The following is a 558-nucleotide window of genomic DNA, read 5'->3' on the forward strand; positions in this document are numbered from 1 at the left end:
CTGAAGAACCCCAAAGCCACCGAAGAGGCCTTCCGGGGTGGCTGGTTCCACACCGGGGACCTGGCTGTATGGCACGAAGACGGCTACATGGAGATCAAGGACCGGCTGAAGGACATTATCATCTCCGGTGGTGAGAACATTTCCACCATTGAGGTTGAGGATACCCTTTACCGCCACCCGGCTGTGCTTGAGGCAGCTGTGGTTGCCCGGCCGGACGAGAAGTGGGGCGAAACCCCCTGTGCCTTCGTGACTCTCAAGCCGGAAGCCGGACAGGTCAGCGAGGAAGAGATCATCAACTTCTGCCGCGAGCACCTGGCCCGGTTCAAGGTGCCCAAGACCATCGTCTTCTCGGAGCTGCCCAAGACTTCCACGGGCAAGATCCAGAAGTTCGTGCTGAGGGACCAGGCCAAAGAACTGGATTGATCCCCCGATCGGCTGCGCCGCTCCGGCGCAGCCGAATTTAACCAGAAAAACAACGCTGTCAGGCACACGCGCCGCGTGAGCCCGGAGACCTTTTTATGCAAATGTTTCACCGAAAGAACGGGGAAGAGCAGCCGT

1 protein-coding gene is annotated in these 558 nt (G+C 59.1%); it reads left to right on the top strand.

Going from position 1 to position 558, the window contains the following annotated elements; all coding sequences use genetic code 11:
* On the top strand, positions 1–423 hold a 423-nt coding region (locus B2W52_RS21660; RefSeq protein WP_286804051.1), incomplete at its 5' end, for an AMP-binding enzyme.
* Between the last annotated feature and the right edge of the window lie 135 nt (positions 424–558).

The sequence above is a fragment of the Marinobacter sp. UBA2498 genome (assembly GCF_002341575.1).
In the GTDB taxonomy this organism is placed as follows: domain Bacteria; phylum Pseudomonadota; class Gammaproteobacteria; order Pseudomonadales; family Oleiphilaceae; genus Marinobacter; species Marinobacter manganoxydans.